16 protein-coding genes are annotated in these 16,207 nt (G+C 72.2%); 5 read left to right on the top strand and 11 right to left on the bottom strand.

Features of this window, described 5'->3' with window-relative positions; genetic code table 11:
• Both ABD327_RS33265 and ABD327_RS33260 read right to left on the bottom strand, forming a co-directional pair.
• Positions 1-414 (bottom strand): MscL family protein (locus ABD327_RS33265; protein WP_344456770.1); only part of this gene is annotated, 414 nt, incomplete at its 3' end.
• Positions 415-573: 159 nt separating this feature from the next.
• Positions 574-717: a hypothetical protein gene (locus tag ABD327_RS33260; protein WP_344456768.1), complete on the bottom strand. Its 144-nt coding sequence runs from the start codon at positions 715-717 to the stop codon at positions 574-576.
• Positions 718-901: 184 nt separating this feature from the next.
• Between ABD327_RS33260 and ABD327_RS33255 the strand changes: the two genes are divergently transcribed.
• From ABD327_RS33255 to ABD327_RS33240, 4 genes are all read left to right on the top strand, one after another.
• On the top strand, positions 902-1,069 hold the full coding sequence (locus ABD327_RS33255; RefSeq protein ID WP_344456766.1) for a hypothetical protein: 168 nt from the start codon (positions 902-904) through the stop codon (positions 1,067-1,069).
• A 75-nt stretch (positions 1,070-1,144) separates the two neighbouring features.
• Positions 1,145-2,551, top strand: coding sequence for an aldehyde dehydrogenase family protein (locus ABD327_RS33250; protein ID WP_344456763.1), 1,407 nt, complete (start codon positions 1,145-1,147; stop codon positions 2,549-2,551).
• A gap of 23 nt (positions 2,552-2,574) precedes the next feature.
• Positions 2,575-3,288: a hypothetical protein gene (locus ABD327_RS33245; protein WP_344456761.1), complete on the top strand. Its 714-nt coding sequence runs from the start codon at positions 2,575-2,577 to the stop codon at positions 3,286-3,288.
• 59 nt (positions 3,289-3,347) lie between these two features.
• Positions 3,348-3,725: a VOC family protein gene (locus ABD327_RS33240; protein ID WP_344456758.1), complete on the top strand. Its 378-nt coding sequence runs from the start codon at positions 3,348-3,350 to the stop codon at positions 3,723-3,725.
• Here ABD327_RS33240 and ABD327_RS33235 read toward each other — a convergent pair.
• Positions 3,722-4,594 carry an LLM class flavin-dependent oxidoreductase gene (locus tag ABD327_RS33235; protein ID WP_344456756.1) on the bottom strand — a complete coding sequence of 291 codons (873 nt, stop codon included), beginning with the start codon at positions 4,592-4,594 and terminating at the stop codon, positions 3,722-3,724. The genes ABD327_RS33240 and ABD327_RS33235 overlap by 4 nt on opposite strands.
• Positions 4,591-5,646: a helix-turn-helix domain-containing protein gene (locus tag ABD327_RS33230; protein ID WP_344456754.1), complete on the bottom strand. Its 1,056-nt coding sequence runs from the start codon at positions 5,644-5,646 to the stop codon at positions 4,591-4,593. The genes ABD327_RS33235 and ABD327_RS33230 overlap by 4 nt, the downstream gene beginning before the upstream one ends.
• Positions 5,647-5,775: 129 nt before the next feature.
• Here ABD327_RS33230 and ABD327_RS33225 point away from each other — a divergent pair, with 129 nt between their 5' ends.
• A complete protein-coding gene (locus ABD327_RS33225) occupies positions 5,776-6,570 on the top strand; it encodes a class II aldolase/adducin family protein (RefSeq protein WP_344456752.1) in 795 nt (264 codons plus the stop codon).
• A 37-nt stretch (positions 6,571-6,607) separates the two neighbouring features.
• Here ABD327_RS33225 and ABD327_RS33220 read toward each other — a convergent pair whose 3' ends face one another.
• From ABD327_RS33220 to ABD327_RS33190, 7 genes are all read right to left on the bottom strand, one after another.
• Positions 6,608-7,003 (bottom strand): HNH endonuclease, encoded by a 396-nt coding sequence (locus ABD327_RS33220; RefSeq protein ID WP_344456750.1) that lies wholly within the window; start codon positions 7,001-7,003, stop codon positions 6,608-6,610.
• A 118-nt stretch (positions 7,004-7,121) separates the two neighbouring features.
• Positions 7,122-8,330: an ROK family protein gene (locus ABD327_RS33215; RefSeq protein ID WP_344456748.1), complete on the bottom strand. Its 1,209-nt coding sequence runs from the start codon at positions 8,328-8,330 to the stop codon at positions 7,122-7,124.
• A gap of 17 nt (positions 8,331-8,347) precedes the next feature.
• A complete protein-coding gene (locus tag ABD327_RS33210; protein WP_344456746.1) occupies positions 8,348-9,595 on the bottom strand; it encodes a sugar ABC transporter permease in 1,248 nt (415 codons plus the stop codon).
• The gene (locus ABD327_RS33205; RefSeq protein WP_344456744.1) at positions 9,592-10,401 is read right to left on the bottom strand and encodes an ATP-binding cassette domain-containing protein; all 810 of its coding nucleotides are present in this window, start codon (positions 10,399-10,401) and stop codon (positions 9,592-9,594) included. The genes ABD327_RS33210 and ABD327_RS33205 overlap by 4 nt, the downstream gene beginning before the upstream one ends.
• Positions 10,402-10,466: 65 nt before the next feature.
• A complete protein-coding gene (locus ABD327_RS33200) occupies positions 10,467-11,552 on the bottom strand; it encodes a sugar ABC transporter substrate-binding protein (protein ID WP_344456742.1) in 1,086 nt (361 codons plus the stop codon).
• Positions 11,553-11,806: 254 nt separating this feature from the next.
• Positions 11,807-15,130 carry a S41 family peptidase gene (locus ABD327_RS33195; protein WP_344456740.1) on the bottom strand — a complete coding sequence of 1,108 codons (3,324 nt, stop codon included), beginning with the start codon at positions 15,128-15,130 and terminating at the stop codon, positions 11,807-11,809.
• Positions 15,131-15,194: 64 nt separating this feature from the next.
• Positions 15,195-16,157, bottom strand: a complete 963-nt coding sequence (locus tag ABD327_RS33190) for a GNAT family N-acetyltransferase (RefSeq protein WP_344456738.1) — start codon at positions 16,155-16,157, stop codon at positions 15,195-15,197.
• Positions 16,158-16,207: the final 50 nt, after the last annotated feature.

The raw sequence follows: 16,207 nt of genomic DNA, 5'->3' as shown, positions 1-16,207 counted from the left end.
GTTCAGGCCGGGCTCGGACGCCACCGGCACTTCCTGGGTGCAGTGGGCGCAGCGGCTCGCCTTGAGCGGGATCTGGCTCAGGCAGTGCGGGCAGTCCTTCTCCGTGGCGGCCTGGCCCCGGTCGAAGTAGGAGATGAGCCTCGACATCGGGGCGACCAGCACGAAGTAGACGACGAGGGACGAGATCAGGAACGTCAGGGTCACCGAGATGAAGTCCCCGTAGAGGAACGGGGTGTCGCCGATCGTGAACTTCAGGTGGCTCAGATTCGGGTTGCCTCCCACCAGGGCCAGCAACGGGTTGATGAACGAGTTCACGAACTGGGTCACCAGCGCGCTGAACTGCGCGCCGACCACCACGGCGACCGCCAACTGCACAAGGTTCCCCCTGAAGAGGAACTTCTTGAGCCCTTCCACGCCATCCTCCAGACACCGGACGAGGCCCCGTCTCCAGGGCCTCTACTCTGCGGCGCGGCCCGGCCGGGCGACGCCGTGCGATCCCGGTATCCTCCCAGGCCGGGAACGTCCGGAATGCCAGATCAGAGTAGGTTCTTTCGCCGGATGCTCCGGGCGTGCTCAGCCGTCGGCGCCGGCCCGATCGTGGTGGACGTCACGGGGCCGCCGGGGGGTGAGCAGGACCCACTCGGCCGGGCGGGGCCGCGGAGGCGGGGTGTCCGCGGGCACGGGCCGAGCCTCGTCCCGCCGCTCGGACTCGGTCATGACGGTCCCCCTTCCTGACGGTTCGCCATCGTCCCGGGTGACCCCGGGCGAAGAGGACGGTTCCCCCGTCCGGTGACACCTTGCCGGATCGACCGCCCCCGGAGCAAATACTTTCCGCCCAGCTCACCCCTGGTATGACACGCCGGTTACGTTGGTCACAGGACCGACGGAACGGAGCGCGCCGATGGCGGAACGGGCACGGAAGCCGGAGTTCGAGACCGGGGATTTCGTCAGGGACGTGTGCTGGCTCGGCGAGGACCACCCGGAGTTCAGGGACGACTACCCCCTCGCCTTCCCTCCCGATCCGCCGGAGGGCCCCGAGGTGTCCGGAACAGCCGCTTCCTCCGAATAGCCCGGCGGGACTTCCCATCGACCGGAGGACCGAGGAGACTAGAATCCTGTTCGGTAATCCGAGAGAAGGGCCCGCATGAGCGACCACGGTATGACGATCGGCGGCGAGAGCGTCGACGCCAAGGAGACGTTCGACGTCCTCAACCCCGCCACCGGCGAGGTCTACGCCCAGGTCCCGGACGCCTCCGTCGAGCAGCTCGACGCCGCGTTCGACGCCGCCCAGCAGGCCTACAAGACCTGGAGGCGCGACGAGGCCGCCCGCCGCCAGGCGCTGCACGCGGCCGGCGACCTGCTCATGGCCAAGGCCGGCGAGCTGGCTCCGATCCTCACCAGCGAGCAGGGCAAGCCGCTGCAGGAGGCCATGATCGAGATCGTGGGATCCGGCGTGTGGCTGAAGCACTTCGCCGACCTGCAGATGCCGCGCGAGGTGCTCCAGGACGACGACAACGCGTTCGTCGAGGTCGTGCGCAGGCCCATGGGCGTGGTCGCGGCCATCACCCCGTGGAACTTCCCGTGGCTCCTGGCCTGCTGGAAGATCGCCCCGGCGCTGCTGGCGGGCAACACGATGGTGCTCAAGCCCTCCCCCTACACCCCCGTCACCACGCTGGCGGCCGGACGGCTGCTGCAGGAGGTGCTGCCCGCGGGCGTGCTGAACGTGGTCAGCGGGCGCGACCCCCTCGGCGCGCACATGACCTCCCACCCCGTCCCCCGCAAGATCAGCTTCACGGGCAGCGTGGCCACCGGCAAGCGGGTCGCCGCCGCGGCCGCCGACGACCTCAAGCGCGTCACCCTGGAGCTGGGCGGCAACGACCCGGCGATCGTCCTGGACGACGCCGACATCGCCAAGGTCGCGCCGAAGCTGTACGGCTCGGCGTTCCAGAACAACGGCCAGATCTGCTCGGCCATCAAGCGCGTCTACGTGCCCGAGGCCCTGCACGACGACCTGGTCGACGCCATCGCCGACATCGCCCGCTCCGCCAAGGTCGGCAACGGTCTGGAGGAGGGCGTGCAGCTCGGCCCGCTGAACAACCGGCCGCAGCTGGAGCGGGTCTCGGAGCTGGTCTCCGACGCCGTCTCCCGGGGCGCGCGGGCGGTCACCGGCGGCAAGGCCGTCGACGGCCCGGGCTACTTCCACGAGCCGACCATCCTGGCCGGCGTCGAGGACGGCTTCCGCATCGTGGACGAGGAGCAGTTCGGCCCCGCCCTTCCGATCGTGAAGTACCGCTCGGTGGACGAGGCGATCGAGCGCGCCAACGGCACCCTCTTCGGCCTGGGCGGCTCGGTCTGGGGCGGCGACGCCGAGCGCGCCGCCGCGGTGGCCGACGAGCTGGACTGCGGCTCCGTCTGGGTCAACACCCACCTGGCGATCGGTCCGGGCCAGCCCTTCGGCGGCTTCAAGTGGAGCGGCGTGGGCACCGAGAACGGGCACTGGGGCGTCGAGGGGTTCACCGAGGTGCAGGTGCGACACCAGGCCAAGGGGTAAGTTCTGTCCCTATGTGGGACGTTATGTTGCAGGATGACAGTGGCAGCCGGGTGAAGATCGCCGGTCACCCGACGCGGATCTCCGCGCTCGCCCAGATGCTGACGCTCGAGAGTGCCGCCGCCCAGCAGCAGCACTACCTGGTCGAGGGGCCCGGCACACCGGAGCTCGCCACCAACCGCGACCTGTACCTGCACGTCCTGAGGACCGGCCGGGACGCCCGCGCGGCGTCCTGGTCGCTCTCGGCCTTCCTGCGCTCGCTGTGGAAGGTCAGTGCCGGGCTGCGCACGCGCGCCTCGCTCTCCCCCGACGAGGTCGGCGCGCTGTTCGCCGCCGCGGGCAGCACTCCCCCGCCGCCCTTCGACCCCGCCTGGAGCGGCAAGGACCTCAGCCTGACCGGCGACCCGGAAACCTACGCCGACTGGGAGCGGGTGCTGCTCTCCCAGATCGCCGACCTGGAGGACTTCGTCACCCACCCCTCCTCCCGGGACGCGAAGGGCGTGCAGGCGCCCCGCCCCGCGGGCACGGGGGCCCGCCCCACCCCCGCCCTCTGGCGCAACTTCGACCCCGCCGCCTACGCCGAGTGCGCGGTCGCCGGATCGTTCGGCGGCTGGCACCGCGACGACGGCGCCCGGGTGCCGCGGACCGGCGCGCCCGACCACTCACCGGTCCGTGAACTGCCCGATATCACCTGGCGTGAGCTGAGCCGACTGATAGTGTGCGGACAGATTTTCGAGTAATCCGGGACGAACAGACCGGCATCCCCTACCCTCGCGGGTGAACGAAAGGAGGCCGGTCCATGAGCAGTCCCTCGATCTACCCGATAGTGCCCTATCGGGATCTGCGCGGTGCCCTCACCTTCCTGTGCGACGCCTTCGGGTTCTCCTCCCACCTGATGGTCGAGGACTCCGCCGGGGTCATCCAGCACGCCGAGCTCGTCCTGGACGGCGGCGTCATCATGCCGACCGGCGACGACAACCCCTCCGCCATGTGGCTGTGCGTCCGGGTCGACGACCTCGACGCCCACTACGCCCGCGCGGTGGAGGCCGGCGCCTGCATCGTCGAGGAGCTGCACGACACCCCGTACGGCTCGCGCGACTACAGCGCCCTGGACCCGGCCGGCCACCGCTGGACGTTCACCACCTACAACCCCTACGCCCCGTCCTCCGGGGGCTAGCGGAGCCCTGCGCAGAAGGCGGCGACGGCCTCGAAGACCTTCATGTCGGCGTCCCACGCGGAGTCCGGGCGGGGCCAGTGCAGGGCGAGGTCGGTGATTCCGGCCTCGGCGTACCCGCCTTGCAGGTCCTCGAAGGCGGCCACCGAGGAGAGCCAGGGGTCCGGGGTGAAACCGGTGAGCAGGAGCCTGGGCACGGACGCCGGGTCGCGGCCCTCCGCGTGGCAGATCTCCTCGAACCGGGCGAGGCTCTCCTTCAGGCGAGGCAGAGCGGGTGCGTCAGAGCTCTGGGGGTTGGCGATCCAGCCCTGGCCGAGCCGGGCCGCCAGGCGCATGCCGCGGGGCCCCTCCCCCGCGATGAGGAACGGCGGACGGGGCCGCTGGACCAGGCCGGGGGACACCGTGACCCCGCGGGCCGACCAGTACTCGCCCTCCGCGGAGACGTCGGTGCCGGTGAGCAGGGCGTCGAGCTGGGTCACCCATTCGGTGAACCGGTCGGCGCGCCGCCGCGGCGTCCACTCCGCGCCGAGCACGTCGCCGTCCGAGCCGTGGGACGTGCCGCCCGCGCCGACGCCCAGGGTGATCCGGCCGCCGCTGATCCGGTCGAGGGTCTTCACCGCCTGCGCGGTGGGGACGGGGTGCCGGAAGTTCGGCGACGTGACCAGCGTGCCCAGCCGTATCGTGGACGTCAGGGCCGCCGCGGCGGCCAGGGAGGTGTACGCGTCGTCCCAGGGGGTGTGCCCCCGCCAGGCCAGATGGTCATAGAGCCAGCCGGTGTGGAAGCCCAGCTCCTCCGCCCGTTTCCACAGTTCCCCCATCTCCGGCCACGGGGAGGTCGGCCACATCACCACGCCCACGTTCATGGATCTCATCGTGCCAGGAAAGTCCGCAGAGCCCACCATTTATGCGCGGCCTCGGGCACCGGCAGCCGGTCCAGGCGTCCTCCGGTGAGCTGGTGGAAGCGGCGCAGCCGGTACTTCACCGTGTTGGGGTGGACGTGCAGGACGGCGGCCGCGGGCTCGATCCGGCCGGCGTGGTCGAGGAAGGCCAGAGCCGTCTCCGCCAGCGCCCGGTGGAAGGAGTCGGCCGGGTCCAGGCCCGCCAGCAGCTCCCCGGCCAGCAGGCCGCCCAGCTCCGGCTCGGCCGACAGCGCCGTCAGCAGGGCGAGCTCCGTCAGCGGGCGCAGACCCGGCTCCCCCGGCCGCAGGGCGCGCCCGCACAGCCGGTACATCGCCGGGATCCGCTCGGGCGGCACCAGCGGGGAGACCACCCCGCGCAGCTCCGGCAGCTCGGGCGGGACCGAGACCAGGGCCGTCAGCCGCCCGTCGACCAGGCCGACCAGGCCGGACGGCCCGCCCAGCGCGGGCTCGAGCCGCCGGGCCTCGGCCGGGTCGCTGACGTCGGTGACGACCACCCGCCGGGGCCGGTCGGACTCCAGCTCGCCGTGCAGCAGCCGGCGCAGCCGCTGGACCTGGATGTCGCGGGCGGTCCCGGCCAGTTCCAGCTCGGCGATCCGGTGGGCGTGCACCATCCTGTGCTCCAGCGCGGTGGCCACGACGTCGATCCGGGTGACGGCCTCCAGCAGCTCGTCCGCCGGGATCCCCAGCTCCCGGCCGCGGTCCACGACCGTCCGCACCAGAAGGGAGCGCCCGGCCTGGAAGCCGTCCAGCAGCGCCGCCACCGGAACGCCCTGCCGGGCCCTGGCCGCGCCCAGCTCCTCGGCCGCCCGCAGGTCCGTCAGCTCCTCGTCGCCCGTGGCCAGCGCGGTGAGCGCCGCCTCGACGATCGCCCGCACGTGCCGCCGCACCTCGTCCTCGGGGAGCGCGGCGACCAGCGGCGAGCGGGCGCGGGCGGCCCGGACCGCCGCCTCGACCACCGCCGGGTCGGGACCGCCCTCCCCCAGCAGCCCCACGAAACGCTCCACTCGAGCCCCCCTTGTCCACTGCCGACAACCGGCTCGGCCCGGCTTGGACGTCCGGGGCCTAGCCAAGCGTGCGGGCATAGGCTTCAGTAGCACCATAGTTTGACGCCCCAGGACAAAGGAGCCCAGGAGATGTCGCAGGAAGAGGAGTTCCTGAACAAGCTGGCGACGGATCTGATCTACCGGTTCCCGCCGAACTTCGACGACGTCGAGGGCGAGCGGCGGCACCGCAAGGAGCGGCTGGCCGTGGCCCTGCGGGTGTTCGGGAAGTTCGGGTTCGAGGAGGGCGTGGCCGGCCACATCACCGCCCGCGACCCCGAGCACACCGACCACTTCTGGGTGAACCCGTTCGGGATGTCCTTCAAGCACATCCGGGTCAGCGACCTCATCCTGGTCAACCACCAGGGCCAGGTCGTCCAGGGCCGCCACCCGGTCAACGAGGCGGCCTTCGCGATCCACTCCCAGCTGCACCAGGCCCGGCCCGACGTGGTGGCCGCCGCGCACAGCCACTCCACCTACGGGCGCGCCCTGTCGGCGCTGGGCCAGAAGCTCGCGCCCATCACCCAGGACGCCTGTGCCTTCTACGAGGACCACGGCCTGTTCGACGACTACACCGGGGTCGTCACCGACCTGGAGGAGGGCAAGCGCATCGCCGCCGCCCTCGGCGGTCAGAAGGCGGTCATCCTGCGCAACCACGGGCTGCTGACCGTCGGCGACAGCGTCGACGCCGCCGCCTGGTGGTTCGTCACCATGGAGCGCTCGTGCCAGGTCCAGCTCCTGGCCCAGGCCGCGGGCACCCCCGTGCCGATCGAGCACGAGAACGCCGTCCTCACCCGCGGCCAGCTCGGCAACGACCTGGTGGCGTGGGTGAACTACCAGCCCATCGCCGACCAGGTCATCCGGGAGCAGCCCGACCTGTTCGACTGACCCTCATGGGGAGTCCCGCCCGGGACTCCCCATGCCCTCACAGCGCCATGAGCTGGTCCCAGGTGGGGACGTACGGGGTGAACGACAGGAGCATCCCGCACTCGCGGAGCAGCGAGTCGGCCTTGCGGTGGTTGCAGCGGGTGCACGCCAGGACGGTGTTCTCCCAGCTCGACTCCCCGCCCCGGGAGACCGGGACGATGTGGTCGATGGAGTCACCCGGCCTGCCGCAGTAGCCGCACCGGCCGCGGTCCCGCTTGCGCACCCCGGCCTTGCTCCAGCCGGGTCGCCGCGAGTGCCGCCACCTCGTCGTCACGTACCGGACCAGCCGCAGGACCCTCGGCTCGGGGAACACCCCGAAGCTCCGGCCGTCCACGGCCTCCTCGATGACCGCGACGCCGCGCACCAGCATCCGGATCGCGTGCCTCAGAGTCACACGCTGTAAAGGCTCATACGAGGCGTTGAGCACCAAAACGCCCGCCATCGTGTACACCCCCTTCCTGTCGGGTTCCCCTTCGGGGAGGCCCTGAAGCAGAGTGCCGACCGGCCGGGGGTCAAGGCAACGGGTTTTTGCTCCTGGCGAGGGCCTCCAGGGGGTCGGCGAGCACGTCGGCGAAGGCGAGTTCCGCGGCGCCCATGAGGGTCGCCTCGTCCCCCAGCTCCGAGGTGCGCAGCCTGACCTGCTCCCTGGCCGCGCCCAGACCCGCCAGGGCGAGCCTGCTGCGGACCTGGGCGGCGGAGCCCAGGTAGATCTCCCGCAGCACCCCGCCGAAGACCACCATCGCGGGGTTGAAGATGTTCACCAGGTTGGCGACCCCGTAGCCGAGCCAGTCGCCGACCCGGTGCAGGGCGTCCCTGGCCGTCACGTCCCCGCGGTCCGCGGCGTCCACGACGGCGGCGACCGCCTCCCGGCCGGTCCGGCCGGTCCGGCCCGCCGCGGCCAGCAGCGCCAGCTCCCCGGCCTCGGCCTCCAGGCAGCCGTGGGAGCCGCAGCCGCAGGGCCGCCCGCCGGGGTTGACGACCATGTGGCCGACCTCGCCGCCGTAGCCGCCCACCCCGCCCAGCAGCCTGCCGCCGACGATGACGCCGCCGCCGATGCCGACGTCGCCGTGCAGGTAGATGAGGTCGTCCAGGCCCACGCCCGCACCGCGCGTGCGTTCGGCCAGCGCCCCGAGGTTGGCGTCGTTGCCGACCGAGACGCGCAGGCCGAGCCCCAGCCTCCGGCCCAGTTCCGCGCCGAAGGGCACGTCCGTCCAGCCGAGGTTGGGGCTGCGCCGCACGACGCCGTCCTCCTGGCGGACGATGCCGGAGAACGCCGCCCCGACCCCCACGCACACCGTGTCGGGCCGCGCCCTGCGCATGAGCTGGCGGGACAGGCCCACCAGCACCGAGACGACCTCCTCGGGGTGGAAGGGGTCGGGCTGCCGTGGAGCGTTCCTGCGGTCCAGGACCACCCCGCCGAGCCCGACCCTGGCGACGGTCAGCCGGTCGGCCCCGACGTCCAGTGCCAGGACGTGGACCCGGGCCGACTCGGGCCGCACCACCAGCGAGGGGCGGCCCGCCTTTCCGGTCGTACGGGGCAGCTCCTCGCTCACCAGCCCTGCGGAGGTCAGGTCGGAGGTCAGCGCCATGATGGTGCTGCGGTTCAGCCCCATCCGCTCGGCCAGCTCCGCGCGCGAGGCCGGGCCCGACAGGTGCACGTGGCGGAGCAGGGTGCCCAGATTGTGCCGGCGGATCTCCTCGGGCGAGGGCGCGGCTTTCACGGGTCGGGGGGTCCTTTCTATCTTCCCGGCAGCGCGCGTTTACGCGACAGGGCGTCGACACCCGCCGCCAGAAGCAGGACCAATCCTGTCACGATGAACTTGGTTCCCGCGCTGTAACCCATGAGCCCCATGCCGTTGTCGATCACCGCGATGACCATGCCTCCGAGCACCGCGTCGAGCATCCGCCCGCGCCCGCCGAACAGGCTGGTGCCGCCGATGACCGCCGCGCCGACCGCCTTGAGCAGCACGTCGCTGCCGCCGGTGTTGGGGTCGACGGAGTTGGCGCGGGAGGCGGCGATGAGACCGCCGATCGCGGCCATCGCCGAGCACAGCACGAACGCGGTGATGCGGATGCGGTCGACGTCGATGCCGGCCCGCCGGGCCGCCTCCTGGCTGCCGCCGACGGCGTAGACGTGCCGCCCGAAGGTGGTCCGCGTGAGCACGAACGTCCACAGCACCAGCAGCACCGCGATGAGCGGGACCACGATCGGCACGCCCTTGAGCGAGTGGAGCGCCGGGTTGTAGCTGCGCTCCATGCTGAGGACGAGCACCGCCGCGCCCAGCAGCAGCGCCAGTCCCGCGATCTTGAGCCCGACCACCGCCGGGCTCTCCACCGCCAGCCCCCGCGCCGCCCGGTTGCGGTACCGCAGCAGCAGCACGGCGGCGTAGCCCAGCACCGCGACGGCGCACAGCCCCCAGCCGAGGAGGATCGGGACGTTGTCGTTGGCGATCGCCAGCACCGTCTTGTCATGGATGGAGATGTTGGTCCCGTTGTCCATGATCTTCAGCGCCACGCCCTGCAGGGCCAGGAACGCCGCGAGCGTCACCACGAACGACGGGATGCCGATCCGCACCACGATCAGGCCCAGGGCCAGGCCGATGACCAGGCCGACGACCAGGGCGATCCCGACCGCCGCGTACCAGGGCCAGCCCTGCCGGGTGAGGGTGACCGCCAGCACCGCGGCGCAGACCCCGCTGGTGAAGCCCGCCGACAGGTCGATCTCCCCGAGCAGCAGCACGAACACCAGGCCCATCGCGATGACGATGCCCGCGCCGCCCTGGGTGAGGAGGTTGGCGAAGTTGCCCTGCGTCATGAAGCTCGGCTGCGCGACCCAGAAGAAGATGCACAGGACGACCAGCGCGGTGACGGCGGGCAGCGCTCCCATGTCCCCGCCCTTGACCTTGGTGAGGTAGCCGCCGGCCAGGGACGGAAGCGTGCCACCGGGGCCCGCGTCGGGCTTCTGCTTGTGGGCGGTGACGCTCATGTCCTGGCTCCGTTTCCGTTGCCGTTCGTGCCGGCGAGGCCCAGGTCCCCGCTGCGACCGGAGGTGATCAGTTCGACGACCTGCGCGTGCGTCACGTCGCAGGTCCGCACCTGGGCCGCCATCCGGCCCAGGTAGAGGGCGGCGATCCGGTCGGACACCGCGAAGACGTCGTTCATGTTGTGCGAGATGAGGACGACGGCCAGGCCCCTGTCGGCCAGGCGGCGGACCAGTTCCAGCACCTGCTGGGTCTGCGCCACGCCCAGGGCCGCGGTCGGCTCGTCCAGGATGACGACCTTGCTGTTCCACAGCACGGCCTTGGCGATCGCGACGGTCTGCCGCTGCCCGCCCGACAGGCTCGACACCTGCTGGCGGACGGACTTGACGGTCCGGACGGACAGCCCGGCCAGCGTCTTGGCGGCCAGTTCCTCCATCGTGTACTCGTCCAGGATGAGCCCGTTCCGCTTCTCCCGGCCGAGGAACATGTTCTGGACGATGTCCAGGTTGTCGCACAGGGCCAGGTCCTGGTAGACGATCTCGACGCCCAGCGCGGCGGCGTCCCGCGGGCTGTTCACCTGCACCGGCACGCCGTCGAAGAGGTACTCGCCGGCATCTATCGGGTGGATGCCGCCGACGCACTTCACCAGGGTGGACTTGCCCGCGCCGTTGTCCCCGACGAGGGCCGTCACCTCCCCGGAGTGGGCGGAGAAGGCGACGTCGTGCAGTACCTGCACGGGGCCGAAGCTCTTGTCGAGGCCACGCAGTTCGATCACGGGGGTGCGCGGATCCGGGGGCGCGGACGCGGTCATGGATCTCCTCAAGGGGACGGCCCCGGCCGCCGCGGGGGAGGCGGCCGGGGCGCTGGGGGGTGGTCCTACTGGATGCCCGCCTCGGCGCACTTCTCCGCGAAGTCGCCGGTGCACAGTTCTTCCTTGGTGACGTAGCCGTCGGTCACGACGTCCTTGACGTTCTCCTTGAAGATCGCCTGGGGCTCGAGCAGCACCGAGGGCACCTCGGTGCCGGTCTCGGGGTCCTTGACCGTGCCGTTGGTCTCGCCCTTCTCGCCCTTGGCCAGCGCGACCGCGAGGCCGGCGGCGGCGTCCGCCTCCTTCTTGATCGCCTTGTAGACGGTCATGCACTGGTCGCCCGCGAGGATGTTCTGCAGTCCCTGGACGGTGGCGTCCTGGCCGGTGACGGGGACCTGCCCGTTGAGCTTCTGCTTCTTCAGCACCGCGATGGCGGCGTTGCCCAGGCCGTCGTTGGCGGCGAGCACGCCCGCGATCTTCGGCTGGCCGGTGAGCATCTGCTCGAAGATCGTCCCGGCCTTGGTGTTGTCCCACTCGGGCACCGACTGGTCCGGGCCCTTCACGTACTCGCCCGAGTCGTACTTGGGCTGCAGCACGCCGTCGTAGCCGTTCTTGAACAGGGTGGCGTTGTTGTCGGTCGGCGAGCCGTTCAGCTCCGCGATGATCGGCTTCTGCGCGCCCTTGTCCGTCAGGCACTTGGCCAGGCCCTCGCCCTGGAGGGTGCCGACCTTGGTGTTGTCGAAGGAGACGTAGTACTCCGCGCCGCCGCCGAGGGTGAGCCGGTCGTAGTCGATGACGGCCACGCCCCGGGACTTGGCCTTGGCGATGACGGCCTTGCCGGTCCCGCTGTCGAGGTTCACGATGAGCAGGACGGTGGCCCCGTTCGTGATCATCTGGTCGGCGATGGTCTGGAAGGAGTTCTTGTCGCCCTGCGCGTTCTGGATGTCGGAGTCGACGCCCGCGGCGTCGAACGCCTCCTTGAGGTACTTGCGGTCGGCGTTCTCCCAGCGGGCGGAGGACTTGCTGTCGGGCAGGATCACCCCGATCCGGCCCGCCTTCTCGGGTGCGGCGGTCTCGGTCTCGTCGCCGCAGGCGGCGAGGGCGGGGACGAGGAGGGCGGTGCAGGTGGTCAGCGTGAGGAGGCCCTTGCGCATGCTGCGGGGGTCCTTTCAGGAGACTGCCGCCGGACGGGGATGGCGGCGGGGGTGGGGGGTGGGAGTGCTCCGGGGGGCTCACCTGCCGGTTCGCTCCCCGTCGAATGTTGTTTGCTGCAACTTATGTCAGGGTGACCTGAGACACAACACCCCGATCCCCCCATTTTGTTGTCTCAGATAACAATCGAACAACGCGCCGGGCGGACACGAAAAAGCCGCCGCCCCAAGGGGACGGCGGCCGGTGCGGCACGGGCTCAGTGACGGTCGGGCGGCGCGGCGGGACTGCGGTCCGCCAGCGAGGCCAGGGCCAGGCCGATCGCGGTGTCGAGCTGGGGGTCGCGGCCGTTGACCCAGTCCTCGGGGGTCATGACGACCTCGAGGTCCGGATCGACGCCGTGGTTCTCCAGACCCCAGCCGTAGGCGTCGAACCAGGTGGCGTACCTGGGCACCGTGATGGAGGTGCCGTCGGCCAGGCGGTGCCAGCCGTCGATGCCGATGACGCCGCCCCAGGTGCGGGTGCCGACGACCTTGCCCAGACCCATGATCTTGATCGCGGCGGAGATGATGTCGCCGTCCGAGCCGGCGCGCTCGTCCACCACCGCCACGATCGGGCCGCGCGGGGCGTTCTCCGGGTAGGAGGAGGGCAGGCCGCCGCGCGGCACGTCCCAGCCGATGATCTTGCGGGCGAGCTTCTCCAGCACCAGCTGGGAGGTGTGGCCGCCGCGGTTGCCGCGCAGGTCCAGGACCAGGCCCTCCAGCGCCATCTCCACCCGCAGGTCGCGGTGCAGCTGCGCCCAGCCGAACCCCACCATGTCGGGGATGTGCAGGTACCCCAGGCGGCCCTCTCCGGCCTCGCGGACGCGCCTGCGGCGCTCGGACACCCAGTCCTGGTAGCGCAGCCGCTCCTCGTCCAGCAGCGGCACCACCGCCACCCTGCGCGGCGGCCCGCCCTCGCGGGGGCCGACGGTCAGCTCGATCGGGGTGTCGGCCATGCCCGCCAGCAGCGGACCCGGCCCGGTCACCGGATCGACCGGCCGCCCGTCCACCTCCAGCAGGACGTCGCCCGGGCGCACCACGATGCCCGGCCCCGCCAGCGGGGCGCGGGCGCGCGGGTCGGAGGACTCGCCCGGCAGGATCCGCGTGATCCGCCAGACGTCGCCGTCCCGGCGCAGGTCCGCGCCGAGCATCCCCAGCCACTCGCCCTCCCGGTCGTAGCGGGCGCGGGAGACGTAGGCGTGGGAGGTGCCCAGCTCGCCGAGCACCTCCCACATGAGGTCGGCGAAGTCGTCGGGGGTGGCCACCCGGTCCAGGACGGGGCGGTAGCGCTCCAGCGCCGCGTCCCACCCGGCCTCCTCCAGGGCCCGCTCGCTCCAGAACTCGTGGCGCGTCGCACGGCCGGCCTCCGCGTAGGCCAGCCTCCAGCGGGCCACCGGGTCGATGCCGGTCCTGGCCCGGGAGAGGTCGACCTTGACGGCGTCGTCGTCGGAGCCCGAACCGCTGGAGGCCACCACCTGCAGCCTGCCCCGGTTGCGGATCACCAGCCGCTCCCCGTCACCGCTGACGTCGTAGCCGTCGAGCGGGTCGACGATCTCCTCGCACTTGCGGGTGCCGAGGTCGAAGCGCTCCAGGGACGGCCGCAGCGGGGCGGTGTCGGGCTGGGGCCCGCTCTCGCCCAGCGAGCCGGACAGCGGCAGCTTCATCCACACCACACCGCCCTTGACCGCGCTCATCGCGGCATAGCGGGAGGCCTCCACCGGGAAGGGCACGACCCGGACCGACAGGCCCTCCAGGTCGACCCTGGTGCGATCCTTCTTGCCGCCCTTCCCGCCCTTCCCGCCCTTCTCCTCCTTGCCGCCCTCGGCGTCCTTCTCGCCCTTCTCGCCCTCGGCGTCCTTCTCGTCCTCGGCGGCATCGTCCTCGCCGTTCGCGTCGTCGGAACCGACGGGACGGCCCTCGACGGACGGCGCGAACGGAGACGGCGTCGAGGCGGCCAGCGGCACCAGGTACGGGCGGCATCCGAACGGGAACGACAGGTCGAACACGTGCTGGTCGTAGACCGGATCGAAACCCCGCCACGACAGGAAGGCCAGGAACTTGCCGTCCAGCGTGAAACAGGGAGAGCTGTCCTCGAACCTGCCGTCGGTGACGTCCACGACGGTCCTGTCGGCCAGGCGGGCCAGCCGGATCCGGCGCAGCGGCGAGGCCTCCGGCGCCGACCAGGCGAGCCAGGCCGAGTCCGGCGAGAACGCCACGTCCTCGATCCGGCCCTTGTCCGTCGCCGCCAGCTCCTCCGTCTCCCCCGACTCCAGGTCCACCAGCAGCAGCCTGCCGTCCCTCGTGGTGACCGCGGCGGTCCCGCCGTCGGGGGCGGGCACCAGGTCGTCGACCCAGCCCAGCCGGCCCGCGGCCAGCCGCCGCGGGGACGTCCCCGGCTCCAGGCCCGCCGCGGGGGCCACCTCCAGGGCGTCGCCGGGAAGGTCCGTGCCCGCGTCCACGATCCAGGCGACGTTCCCGTCGCCCAGGACCCGGGGCAGCCGGGCCCGGGAGCGGGGATCGGTGGCCAGCGTGCGGGCGGGGCCGTCTCGGTGGGTCAGCCAGTGCACGGTCCCGGCGACCTCCACCACGCTGGCCCTGCCGGTGCGGTCGCAGGAGAAGCCGCCGAGCATGTCCTCGCCGGTCACCTGGAAGGGGCGGCGGGCCGTGCCCGAGCCGCCCAGCCGGACCTCCAGCGGCCTCGGCTCGTCCTCCAGGCCCTCCAGCAGCCAGATCCGCCCGGCCGAGCAGTAGACGACCCGGGAGCCGTCGGTGGCGGCGTGCCTCGCGTAGAACTCGGGCCTCCCGCCGTGGCGGCGCAGGCCGGAGCCGTCGAACTCGCAGGAGTACAGGGCGCCGACGCCCTCGTGGTCGGAGAGGAAGGCGACCCGGCCGTCCACGATCATGACGCTGTCCAGGTGGCCGCCCAGGTCGGCCAGGATCCGCGTGAAGTGGTCCTCCTCGATCGACAGCGCGCCGTCGGCCTCGGTCCGGTACTCGGCGGGCTCGATCGCCGCGCCCGTCCACAGCCTGCCCATGCCGCCGCCCCGGTACCGCTTCCAGCGGGCCGGCTCGCTCGCCCCGCCGGTCAGCAGCGCCGCCCGCTCCGAGCGGTGCGTCCCCGACAGCGCCAGATCCTCCACCGGCCCGTACGGCAGGCGCGCGGCGGTGCTGCCGTCGACCGGGACCGCGTAGGCCCAGGTGAAGTGGGAGAACGGCTGGGCGGTGGAGCTGGTGGCCAGCACCCGGCCGCCGGGCGTCCAGCCCCGCACCCGGGTGGAGGCGGCGCCCCAGTGGGTGAGGCGCTCGCTCGGACCCCCGTCCACCGGCGCCAGGTGGACCTCGGGATCACCGTCCCTCCAGCTGGTCCAGGCGACCTTGCTCCCGTCCGCGGACAGCCGTGGATGGCTCACCGGGGTGCGGTCGGCCGACAGGCGCCAGGCCCTCCCGCCGTCCAGCGGGGCCAGCCACACGTCGTCCTCGGCGGTGAAGGCCAGCAGGTCGCCCCTCAGATGGGGATAACGCAGATACTCACCCGAAGTCACCACTCCATCGTAGGGTTCCGCCGCCTCCCGCGTCGCGGCGATGATCCATCGGAGCGGATCGCGGTCAGGGAAGGTCGGAGGCCGTGGCCTGGTACTCCCGGTACTCGCGCAGGGGGCGGAAGCCCAGCGCCTCGTTGACCGCGAGCATGTGCTCGTTGTCGTCGGCGTTGTCGGTCTCGATCTCGGTGATCTCGGGGCGCTCCTCGGCCAGCCAGCGCAGCATGGCCGCCTTCACCCACAGGCCCAGCCTGCGGCCCCGGTGCTCGGGCACGACGGCGGTGTCGTACTGGAAGGCCCGCTCGGGAGCGTCCCCCGGCACGACGATCTCCGTGAAGCCGGCCAGCCGGGTGCCGTGCAGGGCGGCCACGGTGTAGAGCTCGTCGCCGCGCTTGGCCACCTGCTCGGCGGTCTCCCTGACCCGCTCGGGGGTCCACGCCGACTCGCCCTCGTCGTGGTCGGCCATCGCCCGCTTGGCCATGGCGAAGGCGGCGGCGAGCCGGTCGGGCACCACGCCCGTCCAGCGGATCAGCCGGTAGCCCGACGGGTCCAGCGCGGCGTAGCCCTCCGTCTCGACCCTGGCCCTCGCCTCGTCCGTGCGCAGTACCAGGCCCTGGGTGGTGAGCACGCAGCCGAAACCCCTGGACTCCAGGAACGGCACCGCGGGAGTGCCGGCGAGCGCCTGGGCGATCGCGGTGGCCCGCTGGTCGGCGCGCAGCGCCCCGGCGGCCGACCGCAGCAGCCGGGTGCCCACCCCTCGTCGGCGCAGGCCCGGATGCACGTGGATCTCGATCTCCCCGGCCCTGACGGCCGCGTCGCCGGGCAGGCGCAGGCTCGCCACCGCCCCGAACCCGTCCTCGTGCGGCACCGCCCACATCCGGCGGGGCACCCCTCCCAGCAGCCATCCGACGGTCTGCGACGGCTCGGGAGAGGGCTCTTCCGGATGATCGTGGGTGTGCACCGAGGACACCAGCGCGTGCCAGGCGTCCAGTTCCCCGTCCGCCGGATCGTTCACCTCGACGATGTCCATCTTCGGAGTTCTACCGGAAGCCGGGCGCGCTCGGGAGGCCAATCAGGATC

Origin of the sequence: Actinocorallia aurantiaca, from assembly GCF_039533685.1 — a bacterium.
In the GTDB taxonomy this organism is placed as follows: Bacteria; Actinomycetota; Actinomycetes; order Streptosporangiales; family Streptosporangiaceae; genus Actinocorallia; species Actinocorallia aurantiaca.
This window is presented reverse-complemented; position numbering and strand designations above follow the sequence as displayed.